The sequence below is a fragment of the Rummeliibacillus sp. NPDC094406 genome (assembly GCF_044763875.1).
In the GTDB taxonomy this organism is placed as follows: Bacteria; Bacillota; Bacilli; order Bacillales_A; family Planococcaceae; genus Rummeliibacillus.
The window spans coordinates 528,783-555,530 of the sequence record NZ_JBIWGZ010000001.1; the positions used below are offsets into that span (position 1 = coordinate 528,783).

Sequence of the window (26,748 nt, forward strand, 5' to 3'; positions counted from 1 at the left end):
ATGAACAAAATTGGATATCATTAAATGTTCGTATATTTTTTTGGAATTTGCATTATGAAATTGATTCATTTAGATATCATATTGACTTTTAAAATTGAAAATCTCATCAACAGCTTGGTGATACCCTCCCAATTCTTGAAAGGATCCCATTATATTTTCAACAGCTTTATGGAATGATGGATCGCTTAACACCTGATCTGAGGCTTCACGTAGTTGAGTTGCAGTCAAGCTTTGCATTTGTAATTGAATACCGGCTCCATTATTGGCAACTTGTTCGGCAATAATCGGCTGATCTGCACTTTTGCGGGATTACAATTAGCGGAACCCCGTTATAGAGACCTTCAAAGGTACTGTTCATTCCACCATGTGTGATAAATAATTTAGTGTATTTCAACACTTCAGTTTGTGGAACATAATTTTTTACAATGAAGTTATTGGGAATCTCTCCCAAATCCGATATTTGAGTTTTAGTCCCGATAGACATGACAACAGTATGTTCCATGTTCCCAAATGCTTTAAAACAAAGTTTATAGAAATCAATTGCTTGATTAACAACTGTACCCAGTGAAATATATATTGTCCTTTTCCCTTTGATTGCTGTAAGGTCGAAGTTTTCATGAGTTACACGTGAAGAGATGGAAGGACCCACAAATTTGTATGTTTGGTCAAATTCCTCACTAGAAGGTTGAAATATTCTAGTTGTATAAACAATTGTAAGTGGTGCAGGATTACAAAAAACTTCGTATGGAGAATGGATCTCCACACCATATTTTTCCTTCACTAATACCGTCAGTCTTTGAAATTCATCGAATTTAGATTTAACGATTTCTGAAGGATTTTTTTCAGAAAACTGTACTAACGTTTTATCGAATGATTCTTTTGTCTGAGCAAAAGTAGTACACGAATTAATAGACAGAAGCTTAAGTTTTTGTGCAAGTAAATACCCACAACCAAACATGGAATCATGGATTATATAGTCAAAGTTTTCCCCATCGATTTGCTCCAGGACACTAGGTATCATGATATCAGCAGTAAGTAAAAGACCGTTGACTCTTTCAAGAATCGAATTTCTTCCCCCTGAGATAAAGGCTTTTATAAATTTTTGAACATCAAATGTTCGCACTGTAGCACCTGTCTTCTCAATACGCTCTCGAAAATCTTCGTATGTAAAGTACACTACTTCTTCTCCACGCGAAATAAGCTCTTGCACAACACCAATAGTTGGATAAATATGTCCTTCTGATCCCCCGTTAATAAATAAAACACGTGCCATTATAACCGCTCCTTAAGTAAAATGTTCTCTATATTGTCTTTGAGTATGAGTCACTGTCCCATACTATCGCTCGACTCAAATAATTGAATTATTCTTATCATAGTACATTACTTGAAAATCACAAATTATTAATAACTCCCTTTTTGAGTTAACCTGCCATTTTAATCAATAAGCGATTACATAGTGAAAAAGTTTAGAACTAATAAGGTGGTAATTAACTCCAGCCTCATTTTCTGCATAATAAAAACCTCCCACAATGATTTGTGGAAGGTTTATAGTAAGCACACCTGTTGTAATTGTGCTTATTATAATGTTATTTTTTAATTGTTTTCTTTAAATTTGAAATTATATTGTTTATTAATCTTTTGAGCAATTTGTCCAAGAAACTCTTGAACAGTCATTTTCTCAACTTTTTGCGTATACCAAGCTAATTTTGCTCCCTTATCTTCTTTATTATAATTAACTTCAAACGGCATAAAAGTCTTATTTTTATACGTGTAATCGAATTTAATGTAAAGCTTATTTTCATTTGGGCATTCGAGTATTACCTTATAAATTGGATTTTTATATTCTGGTTGAAACTTAACTTTTCTAATTTTGGTTAGCATGAATATCCCTCCCTACAACCACATTAGTAACATTATACCATAAATAGATATTTTAAAGGATAATTATGCCTTTTTCTTATAAGATACTTCTTTTTTAGAAATTTTAACATTTAATATCTTTCAAATAGACATTTGTATTCTTTTTATGAGCAATGTAAAATAAAATGGAAGAAATTTATGTACATCACAAATGAAATGAGGTTATACTTTGTCATCAAATCAACAATCCTCTCAAAATCCAGCTGAAAAGAAACAATTTACTCCTGAAGAAATGTTACAGGAGATTCAACGATTAGCGGGTTTGCTTCAAAGAGCAGATATTACTGAAGCTGAATATTTAAAGGAAAAAGAAAAATTAATTAATATGATGAAATAATATTAATCCTAAAAAGCTGACTCTAAATTTTGAGTTAGTTTTTTTCTTTTAGCAAAAGCTAAAAACTAAGTTAATCAAAGTAATTAATCAAAGTAAATGGGTTCTAGTGGATTGCAAAAATAGTATTCGAGACTTATCTTACAGGCTGCTTCAAATTTCTAAACATTGAAAGCGTCTTTTGAATATGTTAATCATGCTTGCTTGTTCATCGATTGAAGCTGTTTCACCAAATTAAGTTATATGGGTTTTGTCATCAATATTCTCTTTAGATGAATCACATTTGTTTGCCCCTTATTCCCTAACCTACCCTTTCGATTAATAAGAGTGAATGGATTTAAACTTTCTTCCAATAAAGTTAGCAGGTACAGGGTTGAGATCTAATTCTCTTGACCAAACAGAGAGTTGACCAATGTGGTGAATCTCATGAGCAATTAAATGATGTAATATTTCCTCAACAGTATATTTATCTTCATCCCAAGGAACACATACAACTTTCTCTTTTAATTCATCTAAATTGTTTTGTAGAAATTCAACTATTTCATTTCGAAATCTATCTGAAAGAGATTTAACCTTCTCAGGCGTATCATAATCACCAAATTCAACTACTACGTCTTCTTTGTCTTGAATACCTCGGAGCCAACTATATTCAACATCAATAATATGAAAAAGGGTATATAAAATACTTTCTACTCCACCTGTTCGGTCTTTTAATAACTCTTCATTTGATAGTTGATTGCACCATTCAAACCATTCATCTCTTACTTGCCAGTTATATTCAAAAAACTTTATCAATGTGAACACTCCCCTATACAATTATTTATTACAATTAATTTCCATTTTGCATAATTGTTACACTATATTGATTTCTTAATAGAGTAATAGTAATATTAATTGGAATTATTTGAAATTAATAAATATTATGTAAGAATCACTCATACAGATTAGAGAATGAAGATTTAAGCATTATGTTACTAAATGGAGGTAAAAGATGAAATCGACTCTTTATAAAGTATTAAAAAGTAAAACTTGGGATATCGTCTGGTTAATCGTTGGGATCGTTTTAGTTCTTTGGAGTACTTATTATAGCTACGAAGGCTCAGTTAATCTATTACTTGTTACATCTTGTGTAGGTGGAATTTTAGGATTAGTTATCGTGAACTTATTTGCTAATCAAAAAGGTCAACTAGCCAGTGCTCTTGGTGTTGTTGGTGCTGGGTTTGATACATTCAACAACTATAAATTTGGCCTACTAGGAAATGTTTTTGTTGGGGTATACTGCGGTATTCTTTATTTAAAAGGATATTTTACACTAGATAAAGAAATAGAAGTTACTAAAGTAACAAGATCTAATTTATATATATCGGTAATTATTAGTATAGTTGGTGCAATTGTTCTTTATTTTTATAGTGGTACAATATTACCTGAAAACGCACCTCTATGGGTTATCGTTCTAAATATTGCCGTATTCTTGGTGCAGGTAATTTCTCAATATTTAATGGTAGAGGGTAAGGCTGTCTCTTGGCTGGGTTGGATTTTGGCGAATTTTATAAATATCATTCTTCAAGTTTATATTATATTCCAAGTTAATGAGCCAACGGCAATGATTTATCTTGCCATGACAATTATGTACCAATTGAATTCATTTAAAGCTGCTATTCTATGGTATGGTTATGGTGAAGAAGAATAGATACGATTTCATTTACAAATTTTATCAATTACTTAGTCGACGCTCAGAGAAAATATCCCTCTGAGTGTTTTTTATTGTTACACTATAAAGCTCCCCTGTTCATTTAAGTACATTACTTCAAAAATAATTAGCATTCGCCTTCCCTAGTTAGCAATAACCTCCATAAAAAAATCTCAAATTTATCTAGAACTTAACTTAAGTTAATGAAAAGTTTTAGTCTCCTTATTACAATTAAATAAAAATAAATACAAGGAGATTATTATATGAATAATTCTGAAAGAAGTAAGGAATGTGCCTATTGCACAATAAGTGTTGACCTGAATAACGAAGAACCAAAACTGAATACTTAAAAAAAGCATCACGTTAAATTAAGAGGAAAATAAAATAATGATAAGTATAAGTGGCCCAATTCAAAAAGACTCCTTCTTACTTTAAGAAAAGCGCTCATTCAATACAGCTTTGTAAATCCGTCGTTACAAGAAACATGAAAAGACAACGCCTACATGTACACAGTCAGTTTATTATTCGAACTCTAAAAGTTGTTTAGGTTCTATGAAAAAAAGTTGATAAGATCATTGAGATTAATAAGATGGCCAATAAATATTGAGTGACTGCTCAATATTTATTGGCTCCAAGCAAGAATTTTCTATCCTTGTTTTACACTTGCCACTACAATTTGATTGAGAAACTGTTCAACCTCTTCCTGACTTTTTCCAAGTTTACTTACAAAGCGGTCCAATTCCTTCCCTTCTTGAAAAGCAATAAAGCTCGGGATTCCGTACACATCCAGCTTCTCTAATACCTCTGGAAAATCTTCTCGATTTACTGCAATCATATCTACTTTTTCTTTATACGCTTCTTCCAAGATGGGCATAAATAAATCGGTATGCTGACAGTCTGGGCAATATTCGGCATAGAATTTGGCCATAACTGGTTTTGTTGATAAAATTGCCTCTTCAAACTCTTGTTTTGTTTTAATTTCTTTCATAATTAAAATCCTCCCTATATTTGGTTCTCTATGATAGATAGATTGTTTTCACTACATAATTCACTTGCATCAAGATATTTTTCACAATCCAGAGCAGCCATACAACCACTTCCTGCTGCCGTAATGGCTTGGCGGTATTTATGATCTTGAACATCCCCACAGGCAAATACACCTGGAATATTAGTTTCGGTTGTACCAGGATTCACCTTGATATATCCCAAATCGTCCGTTTTGATTTGATTGTCTAAAAACGCTGTGTTCGGTTTATGGCCGATGGTAACGAAAATCCCATCTGTTTCCAGAACTTCCTCTTTTCCAGTTTCGCTGTTTTTTACTTTCAAACCAGTAACGTGTCGTTCCCCTGCAATCACTTCTTCAGGAATGGAATTTAAGCTCCACGTAATTTTTGGATTCTTTTTGGCACGTTCTTGCATAATTTGGGAAGCGCGAAGCTCCTTTCGGCGGTGGACAACCCGAACCTCCGAAGCAAACTTCGTTAAAAAATTTGCCTCTTCCATAGCAGAATCCCCGCCACCGACAACAATAATTTTCTTTCCTCTAAAGAAAAATCCATCGCATGTTGCACAGGTGCTTACCCCACGCCCAATATTTTCTCTTTCCCCTGGAATCTCCAAAAGTTTCGCTGAAGCTCCCGTTGAAATTATTAAAGATTGCGTTTTAAGCTCCCCTATTCCTTCCACCGTTAAAGTAAAAGGGTTATCGGATAAATCGACTTTTTTTACCCAGCCTCTTTTAAACTTTGCTCCAAAAACCTCAGCTTGCTTTCGCATGTTCTGCATCAACTCTCGTCCCAAAATCCCTTCTGGAAATCCAGGAAAATTCTCGACATCTGTTGTCAAGGTCAATTGCCCCCCTGGTTCAGGCCCTTCAATAACTAAAGGACTTATGTTTGCACGTGCTAAATAGATGGCTGCGGTTAACCCAGCAGGTCCAGTCCCTAGAATAACGGCTTTATACATCACTTACCTCCTTTTCTCTTATTCATGAATATATATTTGCAACATTCGTGCCAATCTTTAATTCCTTGTAAAATCACTATTTTTTCTGCCTCTTTTAGGTTCATCATCCCTATTTCCTATCACGTTTGAGAAAAATTTTTTCAAGACTAAGAAAACATGTACCCACTCAAATTTCAAAACGTTTGATTAAAAGCCAAGAAAGTTTAAAAGGAAAGAAAGAAGATAGTTGTTGTAACTACTTGAACAATCATTAGAAATTTATTCAATCATCTTTCTAGGTAAAACTATATAAACTTCTTTACAGGGAGCTACTTAAATGAGGATTTTGGAGTGTTCTTAAAAAGGAGGAATTTTTAGAAATTGGCTTTGTTAAAGACTGTTGTTGATATTTGCACTCTGTTGAATGGAGCGGAGGGCGCTCGACTCCTGCGGAAGAGAGGTTACTGGAGACCCCGCAGGCTCAAAAAGAGCCCAGGAGGCTATATATCGAGGTACGACTGCCTGTCACACAAACAATAAGAGGGATTTACCCCTCTTTCCTTTTTACCGGTTACCGAAACGGACAATAAACAGGTCTCCCCCGAACCTATCCTGAGTGAGCGACTCCCCCACAGTTTTTAAAACTTCCCCACTGATTACCAACCAGCCAATCTAGTTCATTTAATACAATGGTAGATAAAAGGGATGATAAAATGCCACCTTAGGTGTCCATTGGTTAGGATGACTTCTCCAAAAATTCCAACCTTTAAAAGACGTGAAATAATATAGAGGAGAGCCTTGTCACGAATACCTTGCGACCACATTTGTTTGATTAATTTGGCGTGATCTACATTGTCAAAAAATCCTTATATCTCCACTTCTACACAATGATATAATCACGCCCGATTGATGAGCGTTTCAAACCAAGCTTACGCTTGTTGTCCTATTAAGATTTGGTCTGAAACCATAGCAATGGTTATAGAATTTTGCTTTCCAAATAGGCTCGAGCACTTGTAGGATAATAGAATTGTCATACATTTACAAACTAATTTCTAAAAGGCTGGATAAAATCATGGCAAATATATAGACAACTTACTAAATATGAAAAGACGATTCCTATAAATGTTATCAGGAATCGCCTATATAAAAACCTCATTTACTTAGATTGCTTTAGATGTTGTTTCAACATCCTCAAGCTTCTCAGGCTTCTCAGGCTTTAACTTCTTTATTGCAAATCCAGTGGCACCATAAACTAAATCGAATAATGGGACAAAGAAGGCTAGGAAGACATATGGGAAATATGCATATGGTGATACCCCCAACATCTGAGAACAATATATTGCGTTGGAATTCCACGGGATAACTGGTGCGCCCATCGTCCCAACATCCTCGATATTACGCGAAAGATTTTCTGGTGCCAAATTATTATTTTTAAAGACATTTTTCATAAGTGAACCCGCTACAATTGCAGTTAATAACATCGATGAGCCAATCATATTTGTGATTAATGCGATTACCATTGTAGCTAGTGTTATTCTAAATGTAGAGCCGTGGGTTCGTTGGACTAATGGCTCCACTAAAGAACTCAGAATCCCAGATTGCTCCAGCATTCCCGTTACACACATAGCTAAAAGGACAACAAGGAATGAGCTCATTAAACTGTAGAGCCCGCCTCTGCTGAGGATGGGGTCAACTAACGTACTGCCGCTTTTAAACACAAATCCATTGGTCATGATATCAAACATTGTTGCTAAATTATATCCCTGAGCAAAAACAGCGACTGCCATGCCGCTAAACACTCCCATTAATAGCGAGATAATAGATGGAATACCCTTTATGAGCATCACTAGTACAACCAGAAGAGGAATCAATGAAATCCAGGATAAATTGAAATGCTTTGATATTACATCAGTGATTTGTTGAATCTCCTGCATATTCGATCCGTTTTTTCCATACTTTGAGCCTAACATGATAAATATAATTGCTGTTAGAATATAAGCCGGGACAGTTGACCATAACATATGTTTTACGTGTGACATTACATTAGTGCCTGCAACCGTAGCTGCTAAAATTGTACTATCAGACAATGGCGACAACTTATCTCCGAAGAAAGAACCACAAATAATGGCACCTGCTGTCATTGCTTGGGGAACTCCAAGTGCATTACCAACTGTCATTAAAGCTAAACCCACTGTACCCAAGGTCCCCCATGAGGTTCCGGTTGCAAGGGATGTTGCTGATGTTAGGAGCAAGGCCGTGATTAAAAAGTATTGTGGCGAAATTAATTCTAAGCCCCAATACATAATATAAGGGATTGTACCAGAAGCCAGCCAGGTAGCAATCATGACGCCAACTATTAAAATAATCGTATTCGGCTCAAAAGATTGCTTCCCCGTCTCCCAAGCCATATTTTGTACTTCATTATATTTGTATCCTAGTTTCATGACAAGCAAGGCCACGACAATCCATAACAACAAGAACATTAATTCCAGGGATGCACCAAAAGCAAGTGTTCCCGTAAGCAGCAATCCGAAAAAGATTAAGACAGAAATCACTGCATATTTAAATGACACCGGAAATTTATACGATTTATCATCCCACGTAACAGTTGCATTTCCTTGATTTTCAGGTTTGTTCCCCATACGCAAAACCTCACAATTAATTAGTTTTAAAAACCATTTCTGTCATAGTTTAGCTTAATCTGTTTCAATGCACGTTCTAGTAAAGATCTTGTACAAGCAATATTGACTCTTACAAAGTTACCACTTTCTTTTCCGTATGAACCCCCATCATTGACTCTAATCCCTGCCTCTGTAAAAAATTCAGCCAAATCCGTACCGTTAAGTCCTAGCTCTTCACAGTCAATCCATAACAAATAGGAACAATCAGGATACTGAACTTTTAACTTTGGTAAATATTTATGGATATAATCAATCGAAAAATCAATATTGCCCCGTAAATAAGCATTTAATTCATCCACATAATAATTGCATTCATTATAAGCAGTGATTAAAGCCTCGACTCCTAAATAGTTATAATCAAAGTGATATTTTGCATAAATATCATCGAATGCTTTCTTCATATTTTTATTTTTTATAATTACATAAGCACTAAAAAATGATGCTAGATTAAAGGTTTTACTTGGGGAGTTCATCACCACAACATGTTGATCCTCTTCCTCGCAAATCTCTAAAAAGGAGTGAAAAGAGAACTCTTTGTGAATCATGTCGCTATGAATTTCATCACTGATAATCATCACGTTATTCACGCGACATAAATCATACATTTTCTTCATTTCCTCTATTGTCCATAACCGCCCAATTGGATTGGCAGGATTACATACAAGGAGTATTTTCACATCGGGCATCTTTAGTTTTTCTTCTAAATCTTCAAAATCAATCTGATAACCATCACCTTTGTGGTAAATTAATCGATTGTCGATTGCTTTTCTATTAAAATTCTCAATTACCTTTTTAAAGGTGGCATAAACAGGAGGCTGTATCACTACTTTATCTCCCGGATTGGTATAGGCATCTAAAAACATCCATAACGCCCCTGTCATTAATCCAGGCGCATAACTAATTTCGTCTTTTCTTATATCAATTTTATGATGGTGACCATACCAACCTTTAATAGCATCAGTAAATCGATCACGAGGAAAATATCCATAACCAAATACGCCAAAATCCACCTTTTCCTTTACAGCATCTAATACTTCACGTGGTGCCTTGTAATCGGTATCGGCAATGCCCAGCGGAATTAATGTGCCACCTTTCCCTTCATTGTCCCATTTATCGGAATCAGAACCAATTCGATTAATCGTTTCATCAAAGTTGTGAATCATGCTTATCCCTCATTTTTCTAAAAATCGCTGTGAATGCGTTTACATTTCGCGTTGACTAATAACACTATCCATTTAAAACTTTCTAAAAGTTCTTTGGACATATCACGAGATATGTCCAAAGAACCGACAATTTTAAATAGCTCCATACAACATCTTAATCTTTTCATCCATCCAGCCAAAAATCCCACTGGAATGAATGCTTCCCTGAAGTTTTCCATTTTTAAGTTCGTGGTACAAACTATACATCATTGTGCGAATTTCTCTATAAATCTCAGTTCATCCAATTGACTCTTGCCGTAGCCTAAACCGATAGAGAGATCTATCATGTTGATTTCCTCATCCGAAAAACATAAATGATTGTCTCTAAATTGATTCATATTTTCTAAAATGTGTAATAGATTATGAACTGCTTATTCCTTCCAATGATTTCCTTATAGGATAAATAGGCACGAATAAGTTTCCGGTATGTAGATCAGTCAAAGGGCTGCCGTGAATTAATTTTAGTATCCAGTTCCATTTTTATTTATCCATTACCGCAACAACTTCTATTTCAACTAAGGCGTTTTTAGGCAGTTTTTCTACCGCAACAGCTGTTCTTGCAGGGTAGGGACAATTAAAAAATTCTTTATATACTTCATTCATGGCATTGAAATCATTCATATCATTTAGAAAAACGGTTGTTTTTACTATATCATCCATCGACGCGCCATTTTCTTTGAGTATTGCTTTTACATTTAATAGGGATTGTCTTGTTTGATCTTCAATTTTATCGCTGGGAAATTCGTTTATTTCTGGATCAATTGGAAGCTGTCCAGACGTATAAATCAAATTACCTACTTTACGGTATACCGAATAAGGACCAATTGCTTCTGGATATTTTTCCATTAAAAACACTCTCCTTAATAATTTTTTATTATCATAATAATATTATATTATTATGATAATCTAATTGCAATGAAATTTTATAATATTGAGAATATTTTTTAAATTACAAATATACCTTAAGAGATTTGGAGAAAATATAGCTAAAATCACCAAACTATACTAATATTCATATAAGTATCCTTGGTATCATTTTAATGACTATCATTTTCCATCTGGAAAATTTATTCAAATATTGTTAAGCTTTTAAGATAAATAGATTGGGATCTTTATACCTGTTCCTTTTGATTTTTTAAGAGCAATTATACAAATCTATTATTGTTAATGAGGAGTAATAATATGAATAAAAAAGTTAAGAAAAAGGAAATTATTGATCACTATAAAAAACTGGTGGAATTTTTGGGTAAAGTCCTTGGTGAAAACTATGAAGTGATTTTACACATTATTGAGAAAGGCAATTCTTATGTCGGAGCTATCGCTAATAATCATATTAGCGGCCGAACAGTTAATGCGCCATTAACAGGACTTGCACTTAAAATGATGAAAGACAAACTATATCTAGATAAGGACTATGTTACAAACTATAAAGGATTTACAAAATTAGGTGCAGAAATTCGAGGTTCTACTTATTTTATCAAAGATGATAACAATGAATTAATTGGAATGCTTTGTATCAATTTTGATTCTAGTAAACATAAGAAGATTACCAATGATATTCTAGATTTAGTTCAAACTCAACTAAACATGATTAGCCCAATAGAAGTTGAAACGGCTCTTTCAAATAAAGAAGAAATAGAAGAACTCCATGAACATGAAAATATCGAATATTTTTCAGACTCTATTAAAGAGGTTGTACACTCAATCGTCGACCCATCCCTTTTAAATCCGAACATTTCCCTAAAGCAGGAGCAAAAAATAGAGATCATAAAACAGTTATTCAAGAAAGGAATTTTTCAGTTAAAAGGTGCCGTATCCGAAGTCGCTGAGTTATTGAATATATCTGAACCTAGTGTATACAGATACTTAAAAATGATTGATAAGGATAAAAAGTAAAGAAGTAAAGAAGTAAATGATTATGACATAGAGATTGATAAGATGGACAAAAATGGGTAATTTGTAATTTAAAAATAAAATTAATGTTAAAACGACAGCGAAATCGCTGTCGTTTTCTTGCTACCGTACATTCCCTTTAAGTTTATTCGATTAAATACAATTGGGCTTATTCATGATTTGACAAATCAATAAGTAGGTCTCCTGGTTGGATACCTTCTCCATTTAATACATAGATATTTCTGATAATTCCGTCGAATGGAGCTTGAATGGTGGTCTCCATCTTCATGGCTTCTGTAATGATTAGATGATCACCTTTCGATACTTTTTCTCCTTTTTGGGCTAGTACTTTGATAACTGTACCGGGCATAGTAGCACCTAAATGGTTCGAATTGGCTGAATCAGCCTTCAATCTTGATGCAACGGTTGTCTTAATACTGTTATCCTTAATGATGACTTCACGGGATTGGCCGTTTAGTTCAAAGTACACCGTACGTGTGCCGTCTAGTTGTGCCTGTCCAATGGAGACCAGTTTGACGATCAACGTTTTCCCTTTTTCAATTTCCACCTCGATTTGTTCCCCAAGACGCATCCCGTATAAGAAAGTAGGAGTATCTAGTACTGATACATTTCCATATTGTTCAACAATCTTATGATAGTCCATAAAGACTTTTGGATATAAGGCATAAGCAATTATTTCATGACTCGTAACAGGGCGGTTGAGCGTATGGCAAAGTGTTTCTTTTATTTGTTGGAAATCAACATTCTCCAGCAGTTCCCCCGGGCGAACGGTAATAGGTTCTCTTCCCTTTAGAATAATATGTTGAAGTTCTTTCGGAAAGCCTTCATATGGCTGGCCCAAGTAACCTTCGAACAGTTCAATCACCGAATCCGGAAAGTCCAATGTTTCACCTCGCCCGTATACTTCTTCCTCAGTCAAGTTGTTTTGGACCATATAAAGAGCCATATCGCCGACTACTTTTGAAGAAGGGGTGACTTTGACGAGATCACCAAACAAATGATTCACTCTTGAATACATCTCTTTCACTTCATCCCACCGATCGCCCAAACCTACTGCTTTGGCCTGTTGCTGCAGATTACTATATTGGCCTCCTGGCATTTCATGTACGTAAACTTCTGTATGAGGGGAATTCATACCACTTTCAAAAGGTTGATAGTATTTGCGAACGTCTTCCCAATAAGTTGAGAGTTGTTCCAGACCCAGAATATCGATATTCGGTCTGCGTTCATAGCCATTCAGGGCATAATAAAGGGAGTTGGCGCTCGGCTGGGAGGTTAGCCCCGCCATGGAACTGACGGCCACATCGACAATATCCACACCAGCCTCAATGGCTTTTGCATACATGAAAATTCCGTTACCGCTTGTATCATGGCTATGCAGATGAACCGGGATACCGACTGTTTCCTTTAAAGCGGAGATTAACTCATATGCTGCCTGTGGTTTTAATAATCCAGCCATGTCCTTAATTCCTAAAATATGAGCACCCGATGCCTCGAGTTCTTTGGCCAGCTGCTTGTAGTAGTTCAAGTCATATTTTCTTCTCGTCGGATCTAATATGTCTCCTGTATAACACATGGCAGCTTCGGCGATCTTACCGCTTTTTCTAACAGTGTCAATAGCCAATGTCATTCCCTGCACCCAGTTTAAACTATCGAAAATCCGGAACACGTCAATCCCGGCTTCGGCTGATTCTTCAACGAATGTTTTAATTACATTGTCCGGATAGTTTTTATAACCAACCGCATTTGAAGAACGAAGGAGCATTTGGAATAATAGATTGGGCATTTTTTTACGTAATTGGGATAATCGATCCCAAGGATCTTCATTTAAAAATCGATACGAAACATCAAATGTGGCACCACCCCACATTTCTACCGAAAAAAGTTCAGGGGTTAAGCGAGCTGTCGGCTCTGCAATCCTTACTAAATCATTGGTCCGCATGCGGGTTGCCAGCAGGGATTGGTGAGCATCACGGAAGGTCGTATCGGTTAACAATACTTCTTTTTGTTCCTTAATCCACTTGACGACACCGTCAGCACCTTCAGCATCTAAAATTTGTTTCGTACCAGATGGAACGGGCTCTCTGCATATGGTTTTAGGTATGGAGGGTTTTGTAAATACAGTCTTCTTCTTTTTACCGATGCCAGGGAACCCATTTACTGTAACATTCCCGATATAGGTCAGCAATTTTGTACCGCGGTCCTTGCTTTTTGGAAATAAGAATAAATCTGGTGTTGTATCAATAAAGGATGTGTCAAAGTCGCCCTTTAAAAACTTTTCATGCTTTACCACATTTTCTAAAAAGGGAAGGTTCGTTTTAATCCCACGAATACGAAATTCCCGAAGGTTACGCAGCATTTTAGAAGCCGCTTTCTCAAACGTATCTGCCCATGTCGTCACTTTTACGAGTAATGAATCATAAAAAGGAGTAATGACGGCCCCTTGAAACCCATTTCCAGCATCAATACGAACACCAAACCCGCCACCTGAACGGAATGCCATAATTCTCCCAGTGTCCGGCATAAACTGGTTGATTGGGTCTTCTGTCGTTACGCGTGATTGAATCGCAAAACCATTGATTTGTATGTCTTCCTGAGGAGGAATGCCAATTTCATTACTATGCAAGGAGTATCCATCCGCAATGAGAATTTGTGCCTGAACAATATCAATCCCTGTAACCATTTCGGTAATCGTATGCTCTACCTGTACCCGTGGATTGACTTCAATGAAATAAAACGTATCGCCTGACACAAGGAACTCTACGGTTCCGGCATTTTGGTAGCCAACGTTTATCATTAATTGAATAGCTGCATCGCAGATTTGATTGCGCAATGTTTCGGTTAAAGTAACACTCGGTGCGATTTCCACTACCTTTTGATGTCGGCGCTGGATCGAGCAGTCACGTTCATATAAATGGATGATGTTGCCGTCCTGATCACCCAAAATTTGTACTTCAATATGCTTGGGGTTTTCAATACATTTTTCAATATAGACCTCATCATTACCGAACGCAGCCTTCGCTTCAGACTTGGCACGTTCAAATAATTCTTTTATTTCATCTGCACTTCGAACGATCCGCATGCCGCGGCCGCCTCCACCTAATGCGGCTTTGATCATAAGGGGATAACCATGTTCTCGACCAAACTTTTCCGCCTCTTCCAGACTTGAAATTGGGCCATCGCTCCCGGGGATCACGGGAATATTAGCTTGAATCGCTTGATAACGAGCTTTTACCTTATCACCAAACATATCAAGATGCCTTGATTGTGGACCAATAAAGATTATTCCCTCTTCTTCACAACGTTTGGCGAATTGAATATTTTCCGACAAAAACCCATATCCTGGATGAATGGCATCTACCTCATGTATTTTAGCCAATTCTATGATTCCTTCAATATCTAAATAGGCTTCAATAGGTTTTTTCCCTTTTCCGATTAAATAAGCCTCATCCGCTTTGTAGCGATGAAAAGATCCTGCATCTTCATTTGAATAAATGGCTACCGTACGTATATTTAGTTCTGTACATGCGCGAAAAATGCGAATCGCAATTTCTCCTCGGTTTGCCACTAATACTTTTTTAATTTTTCGAGTCATTTGATCCATTTTTAACTCCCCCTTTCAAGGATAAAAAACCGAAAGGAATCAATGTTTTTTATCTTGACCTCTATGTTCATGAGTCCTGAACGTCTAAGTGACAGACCGGACCACACTTTCACTATTTAATTGATTCTAAGAAGGTGAGTATTCAATCTGCTTTTCTTCTGCAAGATATAGTCCTTCTTCTTCTAAAGGAGAGAATACCCGAAATTTCCTCAATTGTTTTCCATAAACATGTATCGTAATAGCCGGTTTATCGCCTACCCCTTCAAGGATATGACAGTCTGCGGGAGGCAATAACTTTCCTGTATTCTGCTCGTTTATAACGATGGAATCCGTATGCTGTAACTTAACGATTTTCCCTCCTGATAATTCCTCTAATCGTATATAATTCGTCACTTTGACCTGACCCGCGACAACTCCTTCTGCTCCCCATGTATCATCGTGATCATGAAGAGTGGTCTTCTGGCCTGGCTTCCAGACAAGTGCGATCACTTCGAAGCGATCCTTTGGATCACAATACAGCGGATGCCGCGAGTATCCTTCATCACTTGGTCTTCTTTTCTCAGCAGGAAGCCATGATTGGGATTGAATTAATTTACCAACTAACTTTTCCGCCTCTACAACACATTCGTCTTCATTCTGAATCTGTTCCACCATAACCGTCATATCATGAACAAAATTTTTGAAATCATATTCATTCTTGCAATCCATCCTAATTCCTCCTCAATATTCTGATGTTTTACTTTCCTGTAGGGGAAAGTTGCTTAACCGCTTCCTCTAACTGAACCAGAGCTTTTTCCATAGTAGTGCGGGGACATGCAATATTCATTCTCATAAATCCTTCTCCCCCTTGACCAAAAATGTGACCTTCATTCAAGGCCAATCTTGCTTTTTGTAGCATAAACTGATCTAATTCTTCCATATTAAATCCAAGTTCCCGGAAATCCAGCCATAACAGGTAAGTCCCCTCCGGTTCGATAAGTTTGATTTGAGGGATATTATTTTTCAAATATGATTCAACAAAATCAACATTTCCTTTTAAATAATCCATCAGCTGATCCAGCCATTCTTCCCCGAATCGATAGGCACTTTCCAAAGCTGCTATGCCAAATGGGCTTGCCCATCCAATCGCCATACTGTTGATTTCACGATTATAACGTTCTCTCAAATCACGATTTGAAATAATGACAACAGAGGTTTGTACTCCCCAAATATTAAAAGTCTTACTTGGCGAAAAACATGTAATGGTCTGTTGAGCTAGCGCTTCTGAAATCGAAGCGATTGGTATGTGTTTATACTCGTTGTAGACGAGATCAAAATGAATTTCGTCCGAAACAATCAAAATATTATTTTTAATACAGATTTCCCCAAGACGTATAAGCTCTTCTTGTCTCCATACCCTCCCCACGGGATTATGCGGGCTGCAAAGGATTAACATTTTTACTGAAGGATCAATCTGAGCATCTAAATCTGCAAAATCCATCGTGTAACGTCCATCCTTGAAGGAAAGAGGGTTGTTCAAAACCGTACGTCCATGTGATTCAATCACTCGGGAAAACTGGTGGTAGACCGGTGATTGAACGATGATCTTATCACCCTGCTGTGTTAATGAACGCAGGAGTAATGCCAAAGCCGGAATAACGCCAGGGCTATGGGTGATCCATTCCTTTTTAATTGACCATTGATGCCTTCGTGACACCCAATTAACAATGGTTTCAAAATACGAGCTCGGGTGATAGGTGTAACCATATATCCCATGTTCTACCCTTTCCTTTAAGGCATCAATAACAGCAGGTGGTGCCTTAAAGTCCATGTCGGCCACCCACATTGGCAGGACATCATTCACACCAAAACGTGTCTCAAGACCATCCCACTTATCGCAAGCCGTTTTCATCCGGTTAATTTCCTGATCGAAGTTGTAATTCATCTCGCTCCCCCTAACTAGTAACCCTTACACCAAACTTCATTGCAAAAATCATGCCAAAACAAAAACTTCCCTTAATCAACCTGGAATTGGGTTGATTTTTTTTGATACAACACTGTTTGATCATTTTCTGTCATTGGAATAACCCATTACTTTTACTAGAATTTTTGCAAATGTGAAAAAATTTATCTCACATCCGATAAAAAACCTTCCTTGTACATAAAAGGAAAGGTAGGATATCCGGGGAACGTCATCGCATGCAAGGCGCAACTTGAGTATAAGATGCAAAAAAATAATACGATAACTCTTTCAATTCGTTCTGACAAGAAGCCTAAAGAAGAAACTTATGTACGTTCGTAAAGGTCTCATAGGTGATTTAGGCAAAACTAGAGACTAAAAAATTAGCCTAATACCACCTATGAAAATACAGATTCCCTTACCTATGAACAAAGTTTATTGAGAAATTGTAATGTCCGTTCATTCCCTGTATGTTCAAAAATTTGTTGAGGTGTTCCTTCTTCAACGATTACACCTTTATCAATAAATACGACTTTATCCGCTGCTTCACGTGCAAAATTCATTTCATGTGTCACTATAACCATGGTCATTCCTTCTTTTGCAAGTTCCTTCATGACCTTTAGAACCTCACCTACTAACTCAGGATCTAACGCGGAAGTAGGTTCATCAAAAAGCAGGACTTCAGGTTCCATTGCCATCGCACGTGCGATTCCTACACGTTGCTGTTGTCCACCGGATAGCTGGGATGGATAGTGGTTTGCCCTTTCCGATAATCCTACTTTTTCCAGCAATTGAAGAGCCTTCGTACGAGAGGCGTCCTTGTCTTGTTTACGAACGTAAACAAGACCTTCCATAACATTTTCAAGTGCAGTCATGTGAGGGAACAAATTGTAACCTTGGAAAACCATACCTGTTTGTTGACGGAATTTAATCACTTGATCTTTTGGAACTGGTTTTTTTTCCTGAAAATCCATAGAAAACTTTCCGAGCTTAATGGTCCCTTTTGTAGGCGCTTCCAATAAATTCAGACAACGTAACAAAGTTGTTTTCCCTGAACCAGAAGGCCCAATTATACAAACTGTATTGCCTTCCTCAATTTTTAGATCGATTCCCTTTAAAACCTCTGTTTCTCCAAATTGTTTATGAAGGTTCTTTATTTCAATCATGTAATATTCCCCCCTATCAAATTAGCTCACAACATAACGATCAAGTCGTTTTTCCATACGTCCTTGAGCGTTAGAAAGAACAGTACTGAAAATCAAATAAATAAATCCCGCTAGACAATAGAGTATTAATGGTTCATAGGTTGTTGCGGTAATTTGCTGAGCAACTCTAAACATTTCAGTCACCGTAATGGTAGCGGCCAACGATGTATCCTTTACCAAGCTAATAAAACTGTTTGCCAAAGGCGGCACAGATACCCTTGTCGCCTGAGGGAGAATAATTCTTTTTAATGACTGCGGATAGCTCATTCCAATAGAATAAGCTGCCTCCCATTGACCTTTAGGTATGGAGAGTATTGCCGCACGAATAATCTCTGAATTATAGGCGCCAACACTAATCGTAAAACCGATAATCGCTGCAGGAAGGGGGCTAATCGTGATGCCTATACTCGGAAGGCCATAGAAAATGATAAACAACTGAACAAGCAGCGGTGTTCCTCTAATCACCCACACATAAAATCTTGCAATACCGTCAAGAAGTTTAATTCCCGAGATTCGGGCTAATGCCGTAAGTAAAGCGAGAAGGAGGCCCAGAAAAAAGGATATTAATGTCAATGGAACTGTAAACGCAACCCCAGCTTTTAACATCGGTAAAAAGGAATTTACAATGATGTCAACAATTCGATCCATTCTTTCATCAGCAAACATGTAGACCCCTCCCTATTTTGAAACATCTTTTCCAAAGTATTTTTTTGAAATACTTAAATATTTACCATCCTTCATCATGTCGGAAAGCGCTTTATTTATAGCCTCTACCAGTTCTTTATTCCCTTTTCTCATCATGATTCCCATTATTGCCGGCTCATCAAGTTCTGCTACAGATTTAACCGGTGCATCAGGTCTTTGCTTTTTGAAATCCAGGAAGGATAGTCCGTCATTTACAACTGCATCCGCACGTTTTGAAAGTAATAAATCCATGGATTGATTAAAACCTTCTACTCCAACGATCTCAGCACCATAAGATGCTGCTATATCTTTATAGTTACTAGTTAATGTCTGACCTGATTTTTTCCCTTTCAAATCTTCAAATTTTTTAATCGTATTATTGTCCTTGTGAACAATTAAGAAAGGTTTTGACAAAATATACGGCTCGGAAAAATCGTATTTTTTTTGGCGGTCAGGAGTAATTCCTACATTATTGGCAATAATATCGAACCGCTTTGAATCGAGTCCTGCGAACATACCGTCCCATTGGGTTTCAATGAATTCTGGTTTTACGCCAAGTCTTTTTGCAATTTCCTCCGCGATTTCAACATCAAAACCGGTTAACTTCCCTGAAGAATCATGGTAGCTAAAAGGTGCAAAGGTTCCTTCTGTACCAATTTTAATGGCCCCACTCGATTTAATTTGCTCTAGCAAATTCTTACTCTCATCTGCCTTTTTGCCTGGTTGACTTGCTGTCTGCGTTTCGGAATTTCCGCATGCAGATAATACAAATACTACCAGTATCGAAAAAGCGATGATGATAAAACTCTTTTTCATAAATAATTCCCCCCTAAAATTTTTAATAGAATGGATGATTTGTAAAATTCCAACTTTACTTTTCTGTATAGTTTTAATATTCAGAAAACTTTAACTATACTTTCAAATGGACACCACCTCCTTCTTTTCGTTTACTTATAATGCAAGAGTCATGCCAAAATTAAATCCTTGTTAATTCAACATTCCTACCATCGAACGAGTTGAGAAATTCCTATTTCCGCGAAGAATATAGTAAAGACCTACCGCTCCGTACTGTTTTTCGGTTCCCAAATTCGAAAAAAATATTTCTAATTAATAGAAATATTCCAAGTTAAGACGAAAAAAGATTGCAAATTAAATTTGCAATCTTTTATAAAGTAATCAAACTTTTAGATTATATCGTTCTAGCTTACGATAAAGTGTCGATAAACTAATTTTCAATTCTTCCGCTACTTTTTCTTTTTCTTTTCTATCTTGACCACCTAGGAAGAAACTTTGGATAATGGATTTTTCATATTCGGCCACCATCTCATCTAAACTTAACCCGCCGGTATGAATAGGTGATAGAAATTGGTACAAATAATCCGGAAGATCATGAAAGAAAAGTACATCCGATTCTGCCATATTCACCATATACTCCACAACATTTTCCAGCTGTCTAATATTCCCGGGCCAATCATATTGGATTAGCCATTGTTCTAATTGCGGATCCATCGTTAAGTACGGGCGACTTAAGTTCGAACAATACTTACAAATGAAGTACTGGAGAAAGAAGGGAATGTCGTCCCTCCTATCCTTCAATAACTTTGTATCCAGCGGGATCACATTGATTCGATAATATAAATCCTCACGGAAAGTACCTTTTTGAACCATTTCTTCTAAATTGCGATGTGTTGCCGTTATCACACGAACATTTACAGGCAGTGATTTGATTCCTCCGACTCTTTCAATCTGTCTTTCCTGTAATACCCTGAGAAGTTTAGGCTGCAGGGAAAGAGGAAGATCTCCTATTTCATCAAGAAAGAGGGTTCCATTATTCGCCAGCTCAAATTTCCCTGCTTTTCCTTCCCTGCTTGCCCCGGTAAAAGCCCCACCTACATAGCCAAATAATTCACTTTCTATTAAACTCTCCGGTATTGCGGCACAATTAACCGCAACAAAGGGGTGGATATTCCGATTCCCTTCATAATGAATGGCCTTTGCCAATACCTCTTTCCCCGTTCCCGTCCCTCCTCTAATTAAAACATTTGCCGTGCTATTTACGATACGCTTGGCTTTACGTATCACATCTTTCATATCCTCATTTTTGCTGCTTAAGTTTTCAAAGGTAATGACTTTATTTGTATTTAAAGTATCTTCGTATAAATGGCATTGTCCTTGGAATCTACCATTCTGCGAAATTAACTGGGATTCAACTACAAGACTTAGATGCTGAAGAAATTTCTTGAGTGATTCTGCATTTTCGATCATCTTTTCTTTTTGTTCTATCGAAAAGCCCATGAGCCCAATGGCTCCTAATGTTTCACTTCCCTTGACGATTGGAAAACCAATAGTTGCTGTCTCTTTACATTCCTTAAAAAATTTACAGTTCATACAATGGGAATCATTTTTAATGACATCATAGGTCATATCGGGTCTGCCAGTCTTCATTACAGCCCGCAACAAGGAGCCATCAGGTGCGGGTTTGCCAATTTGATGTTGATAACTTCCTGTTCCACTAACCCGATTACCTTTTCGATCAAGTATGGTTATATCAAAACCAAGTACCGCTGTAAGGTTTTCTGAGAATATTTGAATAAATTCCTGATTTTGAGTGATCCCTCTCACATTTTCTCCTCCTACGAGCTTCAAGTGCTTTTAAATTTTTTCTTGTGATATTTCTCTACGCAATTTTCAAGCCAACTTTAAATCCCAAAAACTTTTTTTGTTTTTTCGTTATATAAATGATTATACTAAATTTCGCAATAATGAAAATACTTTTCAGGAAGTTGATAAAATTTTCAGACGCTTGAGTAACTAAAACATCAATGAAAGAGCGAAGTTTTTGCATATAACGCTGTGGATCCTCCAGAATGCACAAATAGGATATTATCTTCAGGCTTAAAGAAGCCTTTCTGGATTAAATCAATGAGTCCCGCCGCAGCTTTACCAGTATAGACCGGATCCAGCAATATCCCTTCCGTTCTTGCCATGAGCTTGACCGCCTCCACCATTTCAGGCGTAGGTAAAGCATACCCTGGTCCAACATAATCATCAAAACACATAATAGCCTCACGAGGGATTGAACTTGGGATTCCAATATGTGCTGAAGTTTCTTTAACAAGCTGATAAACTTTCTCTTCTTGTTCTGCCTTACCTCTGCTTACGTTTATTCCAATTATCGGTATATTAGTTCGGTTTCCATAAAAGCCCGTCACCAAACCTGCATGCATTCCTCCACTGCCGCTTACACAAACAACAGCATTCATGGAGACTCCTTGATCAAAGGTTTGTGCCAAAATCTCCTGAGCGCACGCAGCATATCCTGTTGCCCCAATACGATTCGATCCCCCAACCGGAATGATATAAGGTGTATGTCCTTCTTCCGTTACATCTTCCGCTACTTTCTGCATTTCTTTCATCAAGTCTGTCCCATTCGGTACAACCTTGACTTTTTCAGCTCCCAATAAATGATAAAGAAAATAGTTCCCATTAAAATCCGGATCAGATTCGGATAAAAGCCCCTCTTCCAATACAAGAATGCACTTCATTTTCTCTTTTACCGATGCGGCCAGCGTCAAACGGCAATGATTGGATTGAATGCCTCCACAGGTAATTAATGTATCCGCACCTTTTTCCATTGCATCTGCAACAAGGAATTCTAGCTTTCTTGTTTTATTTCCACCAGCCGTCAGCCCAAGTAAATCATCCCGTTTCATATAGATGGAAGGACCTCCAAGAACCTCGGATAAATGGGTTAATTTTTCAATGGGTGTATAGGCGGTTGTATATCGTTTTCTAGGGAATTGTGCTAAATTCATATAAAATCTCCTTCTGTAGCCTCTGTTAAAGGCTAGATATATTTAAATGGACGAAAAGAATGATGGAAAACCTTCTGAAATATCATTGCTTTATATAACATTGATTTAATTCTTTACAAGACTGATAGATAAGTTCAAAAAGGAGGTCTAGATCCTTTAATTCGACACAAGAAAATGCAATCCGAAGGTCTGTCTTGGCAAGGGAGATGGTACCCACGCCGTACTGATTGAGCAAGTGGATTCTAAGTGTTTCAGCATCAGAATGCTTTATACGAAGGCATACGAAATATCCAGAGTTGAATGGATAAGGTTCAAATTCATCCGCATATTTCCCGTCCGCTAAGATTTCTTTGACTCGTTTGGCCCTGTCTTCCATTACATTATTTCTCAACTTGCGTTGCATATCAAATTCAGGATGTAACAAGGCATCCAAAATGATTGTTTGGGAAAGGTGCGGACTGCATGAGATGGTACTTCGAATGGAACCCATCGTCTTTTGCTCCAACGCTTCTAATACCAGAGGATCCTGAATTCCAAACGTGAGAAATCCAACACGAAAACCCCAAGCATACTCTTCTTTCGTTGCCCCATCAATTTTAATGGGGAGGACACGCGGGTGTAATCCTACTAAACGAGCGAATATAGATTCCTTGATTGAATCTTCGTAATATAATCCAAAATAAGCATCGTCCATAACAGCAACAATATTAACCCCTAGATCCGCTGCCTTCTTGATGGCATCAAGAATTCCTTCTGCCTCTTTCTCCGTAGGAGTATACCCGGTAGGATTATTCGGAAAATTAAGTACAAGAATCGCTTTACCATTTTTGCAGGATAAAAGGGCATCCAGCAACCCTTCTACATTAAATTTGTTTGCTTTCGTAAATAAAGGGTAGGTCACGGTCCCACAGTCGTGGCGGATGTTGAAAAGTATGTGATAGTTATCCCAATACTTATCCGGCAGAATTATCGAATCGCTTTTTTCCACAAACAAGTCGGATACGATACTCAAGCCATGGGTCAGCCCATTCGTCACAATCGGGGTACCAAATTCCATTCCTTCAAGGGATGGATTATCCTTTAGAAGCTTTTTTCTCCAAACCTCACGCAACTCCGGTTTTCCCGTGGGTGGTGCATACGGATACAGGTCTTTCGGATTAAATGAGGAGAGGTTTTTATGAATTACATCAATATACATGGGTTGTCCACCCTCATAAGCCATCCCGATTGTTGCATTGAATCGGTCTCCTTTCCCCCTTGCCTCACCAGCTTGGCTGACAATCCCTTTTGGGAAATACAAGGATTTCCCTAACAATGAAAACATCTCATATACTGGTTTATTTCGTTCTTCAATAACATGATTTAATTCTAATGCCAATGGGTTTAGCATTGTACACACCCTCTTTTTCTAATTAGATTTTTCCAGTTCAAATTTAACCTTAACACTCAACAAATTCCTTAAGCCTTACCGCTATTCTAATCCCATTTCAAGATCCATCCATATATCTTCTACATCTTCAATTCCAACCGAAAAACGAACGAGTCCATCATAGAGACCTGCTTTTTCTCTTTCTTCTTTAGGGATGATCGCATGTGTCATTGAAGCTGGATGTTGAATTAATGTACCTACATCACCAAGGGAAACTGCTAACGTACTCAGTTTCACTGAATTCATCAGTTTAACACCTGTTTCGTATCCCCCCTTCAAGACAAAAGAAATCATTGCTCCAGGACCTTTCATTTGTTTCTCCATGATATTTTTGTCTTCAAAACTTGCTAGTCCTGGAAAGTAAACCTTCTCTACAGCCTTATGTTTTTCCAAGCGTTCAGCCAAAATTTGAGCATTTTCTTGTGAGCGATCCATGCGAATGTGCAATGTACGTATCCCTTGACAGAGAAGCCAGGCATCCATAGGGGCCAAATTAGCTCCCATAGTCTTCTGCACTTCTTTTCTCATCGGATCAATAATTTCCTTGCTGGAAATCACTAGTCCGCCAATAAGATATCCATGACCTGACAAATATTTTGTTGCACTATGGACGACAATATCAATGCCGCATAGAATAGGATTTTGCAAATATGGGGATAAAAATGTATTATCAACAACAGTCAAGATACCCTTTTGCTTAGCGATCGACGCTACACTCTTCATATCCACTAAGGAAAGCGTAGGATTGGAAGGAGTTTCAAAGTATACCACTTTCGTTTTATCTGTAATGTGTGGTTCAAGCTCATCCCCTGTCTTAAACGGTACAAATGTTACATCAATTCCAAATTTCTTTACCGTTTTGGTTAGAAAGGCGTGTGTCGCCCCATACAACGCTGTATGTGCAACAACGTGATCCCCTGCCTGCAAAATACCCAAAAGGCAACCAGTAATGGCAGCCATACCAGATGAGAAAGCCAAACAACCTTCACCAAATTCTAATGCCGCTACCTTCTCTTCCAGTTCTCTTACATTTGGATTTCCCAGGCGTGAATACATAAATCCTGGATCTTCTCCTGCGAAGCGTTGTGCTCCTACTTCTGCATTATCAAAAACAAATGTTGAAGTCATATAAACAGGGGTGATATGTGAGCCATGCCCTGGATCTTTATTTACTTTTACTAGTTTTGATGAATAGTTCATTATTATTTTACTCCTCCTAATTTTAGTAATCTGAAATGTTGCCTTTTTTATTTCTTCCTACTAGTTGTATATAAATCTTTAAATGCAAAATTCATGCCAACTCTGAAAACCTTATAAAATCTACAGTTTCATTATTAAAATCCTTTAATTATTTTCATTTTTGCAAAGGTGCACTGCAAAACATAGTAATGATCGAACTTACCAATTTAGCAATATTGATAATACTTTTCCAAAATTGGAGTTTAGCTCCCCTTCTAACTTCATGGTATTTCATTTTGCAGACAAGTAAAGAACTACTCGATGAATAAATCCTGGTGTAAAAATTGTGTAAAACTTGTATAAAAATCACCTCTTTCTTTCGAATTCTTTCTATTTCTTAAAAACTAAAAAACGCCCCAAACCTTGTTATATTAAGGTTTGAAGCATCTTCTTATTGTTTCATATTTATACTATCTGAAACCTTCGATGTCCCATAAGGGGTTCGAATCCCCGTCCAGAAACTCCAATATTCCAATATCTACGCTTGTAGTTTGCCAATTTGCAATTCAAGGGATAATAGAATATGATTTAACTGATTTTAAGATTACTTATATAATTTCGTCTAAAAAATCAGTAAGTTTTTCTTCTGAAATTACTCTTAAACCGTTTCTTTTTAGTAATGCAGTAGTAACACCATTTCCAACCATTTTCTTCCCTTTAAATTCACCGTTATAAATCATCGAACTGCCACAGGATGGACTATACTCTTTTAGAACTATGACTGTTGCATCAACCTCTAGAGCTTTTTCTAGTGTTAAGTATGCTCCTTTTATGTATAGCTCTGTTACATCTCTACCCGATTTTTCCACAACTTTGGCGTTTCCGTTTAGGACATCTTCACCGTCACCGCCAATTATCTCAGCTGGCTCTCTCGGAGTTAAAAAGCCTCCAAGTAATTCTGGGCAAACTGTGATTGCTCTATTTTCAATCAATAGTTTCTGAATTTTATTATCTAAACTGTGCGTACCGTTATATCTAACCTTTAACCCCGCTAAACACGAACTTACTAAAATCAATGTTTTCACCTCAATCTAATAAATGAGTATATTTATACAGCCGCTAAATCCATTAGTTTTTTTTAACATTCCAAACAATAAATTTCCCCAAAGTACACAAATAAATAGATTAAAGAGTTGTAACCATTT

Annotated in this window: 21 protein-coding genes and 1 pseudogene; 3 read left to right on the forward strand and 19 right to left on the reverse strand. The window is 37.0% G+C overall.

The window, feature by feature from the left end:
* Positions 1-69: 69 nt before the first annotated feature.
* A pseudogene (locus ACIQ4I_RS02555) lies at positions 70-1,273 on the reverse strand (macrolide family glycosyltransferase).
* Between the two features lie 320 nt (positions 1,274-1,593).
* A complete protein-coding gene (locus ACIQ4I_RS02560) occupies positions 1,594-1,881 on the reverse strand; it encodes a hypothetical protein (protein WP_403092507.1) in 288 nt (95 codons plus the stop codon).
* 208 nt (positions 1,882-2,089) lie between these two features.
* On the opposite strand from ACIQ4I_RS02560, the gene ACIQ4I_RS02565 reads away from it, so the two are divergent.
* Entirely contained in the window at positions 2,090-2,257 is a 168-nt protein-coding gene (locus ACIQ4I_RS02565) for a hypothetical protein (RefSeq protein ID WP_403092509.1), read from the forward strand.
* Between the two features lie 315 nt (positions 2,258-2,572).
* On the opposite strand, the gene ACIQ4I_RS02570 is transcribed toward ACIQ4I_RS02565, so the two are convergent.
* Entirely contained in the window at positions 2,573-3,049 is a 477-nt protein-coding gene (locus ACIQ4I_RS02570) for a DinB family protein (protein WP_403092511.1), read from the reverse strand.
* Positions 3,050-3,245: 196 nt separating this feature from the next.
* Here ACIQ4I_RS02570 and ACIQ4I_RS02575 point away from each other — a divergent pair, with 196 nt between their 5' ends.
* Positions 3,246-3,944: a nicotinamide mononucleotide transporter gene (locus ACIQ4I_RS02575; protein WP_403092513.1), complete on the forward strand. Its 699-nt coding sequence runs from the start codon at positions 3,246-3,248 to the stop codon at positions 3,942-3,944.
* Positions 3,945-4,590: 646 nt separating this feature from the next.
* Here ACIQ4I_RS02575 and ACIQ4I_RS02580 read toward each other — a convergent pair.
* From ACIQ4I_RS02580 to ACIQ4I_RS02600, 5 genes are all read right to left on the reverse strand, one after another.
* Positions 4,591-4,932 (reverse strand): thioredoxin family protein, encoded by a 342-nt coding sequence (locus ACIQ4I_RS02580; protein ID WP_403092515.1) that lies wholly within the window; start codon positions 4,930-4,932, stop codon positions 4,591-4,593.
* Between the two features lie 14 nt (positions 4,933-4,946).
* Positions 4,947-5,912 carry a thioredoxin-disulfide reductase gene (gene trxB, locus ACIQ4I_RS02585; RefSeq protein ID WP_403092517.1) on the reverse strand — a complete coding sequence of 322 codons (966 nt, stop codon included), beginning with the start codon at positions 5,910-5,912 and terminating at the stop codon, positions 4,947-4,949.
* Between the two features lie 1,139 nt (positions 5,913-7,051).
* On the reverse strand, positions 7,052-8,533 hold the full coding sequence (gene nhaC, locus ACIQ4I_RS02590; RefSeq protein ID WP_403092519.1) for a Na+/H+ antiporter NhaC: 1,482 nt from the start codon (positions 8,531-8,533) through the stop codon (positions 7,052-7,054).
* Between the two features lie 26 nt (positions 8,534-8,559).
* On the reverse strand, positions 8,560-9,735 hold the full coding sequence (locus ACIQ4I_RS02595; RefSeq protein WP_403092520.1) for a MalY/PatB family protein: 1,176 nt from the start codon (positions 9,733-9,735) through the stop codon (positions 8,560-8,562).
* Positions 9,736-10,254: 519 nt separating this feature from the next.
* Positions 10,255-10,620 carry a RidA family protein gene (locus ACIQ4I_RS02600; RefSeq protein WP_403092522.1) on the reverse strand — a complete coding sequence of 122 codons (366 nt, stop codon included), beginning with the start codon at positions 10,618-10,620 and terminating at the stop codon, positions 10,255-10,257.
* 336 nt (positions 10,621-10,956) lie between these two features.
* Between ACIQ4I_RS02600 and ACIQ4I_RS02605 the strand changes: the two genes are divergently transcribed.
* Positions 10,957-11,670 carry a helix-turn-helix transcriptional regulator gene (locus ACIQ4I_RS02605; protein ID WP_403092524.1) on the forward strand — a complete coding sequence of 238 codons (714 nt, stop codon included), beginning with the start codon at positions 10,957-10,959 and terminating at the stop codon, positions 11,668-11,670.
* Between the two features lie 166 nt (positions 11,671-11,836).
* Here the strand turns inward: ACIQ4I_RS02605 and pyc are convergent, their stop codons facing one another.
* The 11 genes from pyc to ACIQ4I_RS02660 form a co-directional block, all read right to left on the reverse strand.
* Complete coding sequence (gene pyc, locus ACIQ4I_RS02610) at positions 11,837-15,292, reverse strand: pyruvate carboxylase (RefSeq protein WP_403092526.1); 3,456 nt, start codon at positions 15,290-15,292, stop codon at positions 11,837-11,839.
* 126 nt (positions 15,293-15,418) lie between these two features.
* Positions 15,419-16,000, reverse strand: coding sequence for a cysteine dioxygenase family protein (locus tag ACIQ4I_RS02615; RefSeq protein WP_403092528.1), 582 nt, complete (start codon positions 15,998-16,000; stop codon positions 15,419-15,421).
* A 28-nt stretch (positions 16,001-16,028) separates the two neighbouring features.
* On the reverse strand, positions 16,029-17,216 hold the full coding sequence (locus tag ACIQ4I_RS02620) for a MalY/PatB family protein (RefSeq protein ID WP_403092530.1): 1,188 nt from the start codon (positions 17,214-17,216) through the stop codon (positions 16,029-16,031).
* A 437-nt stretch (positions 17,217-17,653) separates the two neighbouring features.
* Positions 17,654-18,397, reverse strand: a complete 744-nt coding sequence (locus tag ACIQ4I_RS02625) for an amino acid ABC transporter ATP-binding protein (RefSeq protein ID WP_403092532.1) — start codon at positions 18,395-18,397, stop codon at positions 17,654-17,656.
* A 21-nt stretch (positions 18,398-18,418) separates the two neighbouring features.
* Positions 18,419-19,102, reverse strand: coding sequence for an amino acid ABC transporter permease (locus ACIQ4I_RS02630; RefSeq protein ID WP_403092534.1), 684 nt, complete (start codon positions 19,100-19,102; stop codon positions 18,419-18,421).
* A 12-nt stretch (positions 19,103-19,114) separates the two neighbouring features.
* Positions 19,115-19,936 carry an amino acid ABC transporter substrate-binding protein gene (locus tag ACIQ4I_RS02635; RefSeq protein ID WP_403092535.1) on the reverse strand — a complete coding sequence of 274 codons (822 nt, stop codon included), beginning with the start codon at positions 19,934-19,936 and terminating at the stop codon, positions 19,115-19,117.
* 360 nt (positions 19,937-20,296) lie between these two features.
* The gene (locus tag ACIQ4I_RS02640) at positions 20,297-21,742 is read right to left on the reverse strand and encodes a sigma-54 interaction domain-containing protein (protein ID WP_403092537.1); all 1,446 of its coding nucleotides are present in this window, start codon (positions 21,740-21,742) and stop codon (positions 20,297-20,299) included.
* A gap of 197 nt (positions 21,743-21,939) precedes the next feature.
* On the reverse strand, positions 21,940-22,935 hold the full coding sequence (cuyA, locus tag ACIQ4I_RS02645; protein ID WP_403092539.1) for a D-cysteate sulfo-lyase: 996 nt from the start codon (positions 22,933-22,935) through the stop codon (positions 21,940-21,942).
* Between the two features lie 82 nt (positions 22,936-23,017).
* Positions 23,018-24,325: an aminotransferase class I/II-fold pyridoxal phosphate-dependent enzyme gene (locus tag ACIQ4I_RS02650; protein WP_403092541.1), complete on the reverse strand. Its 1,308-nt coding sequence runs from the start codon at positions 24,323-24,325 to the stop codon at positions 23,018-23,020.
* A gap of 81 nt (positions 24,326-24,406) precedes the next feature.
* Positions 24,407-25,564, reverse strand: a complete 1,158-nt coding sequence (locus ACIQ4I_RS02655; protein WP_403092542.1) for a trans-sulfuration enzyme family protein — start codon at positions 25,562-25,564, stop codon at positions 24,407-24,409.
* Positions 25,565-26,151: 587 nt separating this feature from the next.
* Positions 26,152-26,619: a 2-thiouracil desulfurase family protein gene (locus ACIQ4I_RS02660; protein ID WP_403092544.1), complete on the reverse strand. Its 468-nt coding sequence runs from the start codon at positions 26,617-26,619 to the stop codon at positions 26,152-26,154.
* Positions 26,620-26,748 lie beyond the last annotated feature (129 nt).

Bases quoted from the DNA above. Each gene is read 5' to 3' on its own strand.
- ACIQ4I_RS02600 (WP_403092522.1), bottom strand. From the start codon at position 10,620: ATGGAAAAATATCCAGAAGCAATTGGTCCTTATTCGGTATACCGTAAA.
- ACIQ4I_RS02615 (WP_403092528.1), bottom strand. From the start codon at position 16,000: ATGGATTGCAAGAATGAATATGATTTCAAAAATTTTGTTCATGATATG.
- ACIQ4I_RS02625 (WP_403092532.1), bottom strand. From the start codon at position 18,397: ATGATTGAAATAAAGAACCTTCATAAACAATTTGGAGAAACAGAGGTT.
- ACIQ4I_RS02620 (WP_403092530.1), bottom strand. From the start codon at position 17,216: ATGAATTACAACTTCGATCAGGAAATTAACCGGATGAAAACGGCTTGC.
- ACIQ4I_RS02635 (WP_403092535.1), bottom strand. From the start codon at position 19,936: ATGAAAAAGAGTTTTATCATCATCGCTTTTTCGATACTGGTAGTATTT.
- ACIQ4I_RS02650 (WP_403092541.1), bottom strand. From the start codon at position 24,325: ATGCTAAACCCATTGGCATTAGAATTAAATCATGTTATTGAAGAACGA.
- pyc (WP_403092526.1), bottom strand. From the start codon at position 15,292: ATGGATCAAATGACTCGAAAAATTAAAAAAGTATTAGTGGCAAACCGA.
- cuyA (WP_403092539.1), bottom strand. From the start codon at position 22,935: ATGAATTTAGCACAATTCCCTAGAAAACGATATACAACCGCCTATACA.
- ACIQ4I_RS02655 (WP_403092542.1), bottom strand. From the start codon at position 25,564: ATGAACTATTCATCAAAACTAGTAAAAGTAAATAAAGATCCAGGGCAT.
- ACIQ4I_RS02630 (WP_403092534.1), bottom strand. From the start codon at position 19,102: ATGTTTGCTGATGAAAGAATGGATCGAATTGTTGACATCATTGTAAAT.
- ACIQ4I_RS02575 (WP_403092513.1), top strand. From the start codon at position 3,246: ATGAAATCGACTCTTTATAAAGTATTAAAAAGTAAAACTTGGGATATC.
- ACIQ4I_RS02595 (WP_403092520.1), bottom strand. From the start codon at position 9,735: ATGATTCACAACTTTGATGAAACGATTAATCGAATTGGTTCTGATTCC.
- trxB (WP_403092517.1), bottom strand. From the start codon at position 5,912: ATGTATAAAGCCGTTATTCTAGGGACTGGACCTGCTGGGTTAACCGCA.
- ACIQ4I_RS02605 (WP_403092524.1), top strand. From the start codon at position 10,957: ATGAATAAAAAAGTTAAGAAAAAGGAAATTATTGATCACTATAAAAAA.
- nhaC (WP_403092519.1), bottom strand. From the start codon at position 8,533: ATGGGGAACAAACCTGAAAATCAAGGAAATGCAACTGTTACGTGGGAT.
- ACIQ4I_RS02580 (WP_403092515.1), bottom strand. From the start codon at position 4,932: ATGAAAGAAATTAAAACAAAACAAGAGTTTGAAGAGGCAATTTTATCA.
- ACIQ4I_RS02560 (WP_403092507.1), bottom strand. From the start codon at position 1,881: ATGCTAACCAAAATTAGAAAAGTTAAGTTTCAACCAGAATATAAAAAT.